Source organism: Streptomyces sp. W16 (assembly GCF_033194735.1).
GTDB lineage: Bacteria > Actinomycetota > Actinomycetes > Streptomycetales > Streptomycetaceae > Streptomyces.
This window is the reverse complement of sequence record NZ_JAWOAI010000949.1, coordinates 1-2,099: the sequence shown is the minus strand read 5'-3', so window position 1 is coordinate 2,099 and position 2,099 is coordinate 1. Positions and strand designations below refer to the sequence as shown.

General features: G+C 71.4%; 2 protein-coding genes. Both read right to left on the bottom strand.

Annotation, left to right across the window (positions count from 1 at the left end; all coding sequences use genetic code 11):
* A partial coding sequence (locus R6V09_RS51790) for a PAS domain-containing protein (protein ID WP_317888349.1) occupies window positions 1-1,625 on the bottom strand: 1,625 nt, incomplete at its 3' end.
* Between the two features lie 180 nt (window positions 1,626-1,805).
* Window positions 1,806-2,099 (bottom strand): SSI family serine proteinase inhibitor (locus tag R6V09_RS51785; protein ID WP_317888348.1); only part of this gene is annotated, 294 nt, incomplete at its 5' end.

Sequence of the window (2,099 nt, the reverse complement as noted above, 5' to 3'; positions counted from 1 at the left end):
CTGCCGCTCATCCCCGGCACGTCGTGCGTCTGCAGCACCCCGCCGTGCGCGCGCACGATCCCGCGCACGATCGGCTCGTGCACCGGGTCTCCCCCGGCGTACGGCCCGCGCACCTCGATCCGTACGACCTCACCGCGCTGCGCCGCCGCCACGACGACCGTGTTGTCCATGTAACCGCCCGCCGACGCGGGCGAGTTGCCGGTCGCGTCGACGCCGGCGACATCCGCGACGAGGTGCGCGAGCGCGGTGGCGAGGAGCCCGGGGTCGACCTCGGCCTCGATGGGCGGCGCGTGCACGGCGAACTGCACGCGGCCGGGCCCGATCAGTTCTACGGCCCCGTCGACACCGGCGGCGACGACCGCGTCCAGCATCACTTTGGTCCGCGAGATGTCCTCGGCCCCGGTCTCCAGCCGCTGATAGCCGAGCACGTTGTCGATGAGCTGCGTGATACGCGAGTAACCGGCCGACAGATGATGCAGGACCTGGTTGGCCTCCGGCCACAGCTGGCCCGCGTCGTCCGCGGCCAACGCGGCCAGTTCCCGGCGGAGTTCGTCGAGGGGGCCGCGCAGCGAACGCCCGAGCAGCGTGAGCAACTGGTCGTGCCGTGCGGCCAGTTCCTCGTACCGGTCCTTCTCCCGCTCCCCGAGCGCGGCGTACCGCTCCTCGTGCGCCGCGAGCTCCTCCTCGTGCTGCTCCTGGAGCTCCTCGACCTCGGTGATGTGCTTCTGGCGCAGGGAGGTCAGCTCGGAGGCGTGCTCCTCGTCGATCCGCTCCAGTTCGTCCCGGTGCAGCTTGTCGGCGGCGTCCTTCTCCTCGGCGAGCGAGTCGTAGGGCCGCCGGTCGGTGAAGGTCATCACGGCGCCGACGAGCTGGTCGCCGTCGCGCACGGGCGCGGTGGTGAGGTCGACGGAGACCCGGTCCCCGTTCTTGGCGAACAGCACCTGTCCGCGCACCCGGTGCTTGCGCCCGGACCGCAGGGTGTCGGCGAGCGGCGACTCCGCGTACGGGAAGGGGGAGCCGTCCGCGCGCGAGTGCAGGACGAGGGTGTGCAGTTCCTTGCCGCCGAGGTCGCTGGCGCGGTACCCGAGGATCTGGGCGGCGGCCGGATTGACGAGCACGACCCGCCCGTCCGTGTCCGTCCCCACGACACCCTCGGCCGCCGCGCGCAGGATCATCTCGGTCTGCCGCTGCGAACGGGCCAGCTCGGCCTCGGTGTCCACGGTGCCGGAGAGGTCGCGGACGACGAGCATCAGCAGTTCGTCGGCGGTGTAGCCGTAGCCGTCGTAGGCCTGCTGGCCGTCTTCGAGGTTGGCGCTGGTGACCTCGACGGGGAACTCGGAGCCGTCGGTGCGGCGGGCGATCATCCGGGTCGGCTTGGTCCGGCCGCGTGGGTCCATCGAGTCGGGGCGCCGCATGGAACCGGGGATGAGCCGGGAGTCGAACTCCGGCAGCAGGTCAAGCAGTCCGCGTCCGACGAGCGCGGTGCCGGGCGCCTCGAAGGCTTCCAGCGCGATGGTGTTCGCGTTGACGACCGTGCCGTTGGCGTTGACCAGCACCAACGCGTCCGGGAGCGCGTCGAGTATGGCTGCGAGGCGAGCAGCGCCTCGGGATGGCCTGCTGCTCACGAGACGCTTCCTCCCTGTTACCGCACCTTGCCGACCGCGGAGGCCATCTTGCCAACCGGCCCGCGACGTGTCACGCGACGGAGTCTAAGGGCAGTCCTTGTGCTCGCGGAGTGAGATGAGAGGGAGGTCGCACGGTGAAGTGACGTAGAACGTGTGACCGACCACTGATCCCCGCCGTCTTCAGTGGTTACGGCCGGGATCGGGCAGCAGCGGGACCATCCGGTCCCAGCGGGAGATCTCGCAGCCGTTGACGCGGTCGTACGTCGCGTCGACGGGGCGTCCGGCCCAGGTGCCGGTGACATGGGCGGTGGCGGGGCCGCCGTAGATCATGGTGCACATGCTGTCCGGGGGTACCGGCGCGAAGGGGTCCTTGCCCCACCGGGTGTTGTGGCCGACGGCCTCGCAGGCGCCGCTCACGTCCGGGTGGGTGCCGCCGCCGGGGTGGCAGTACAGCTCGCGCGTCCCGTCGGCGGC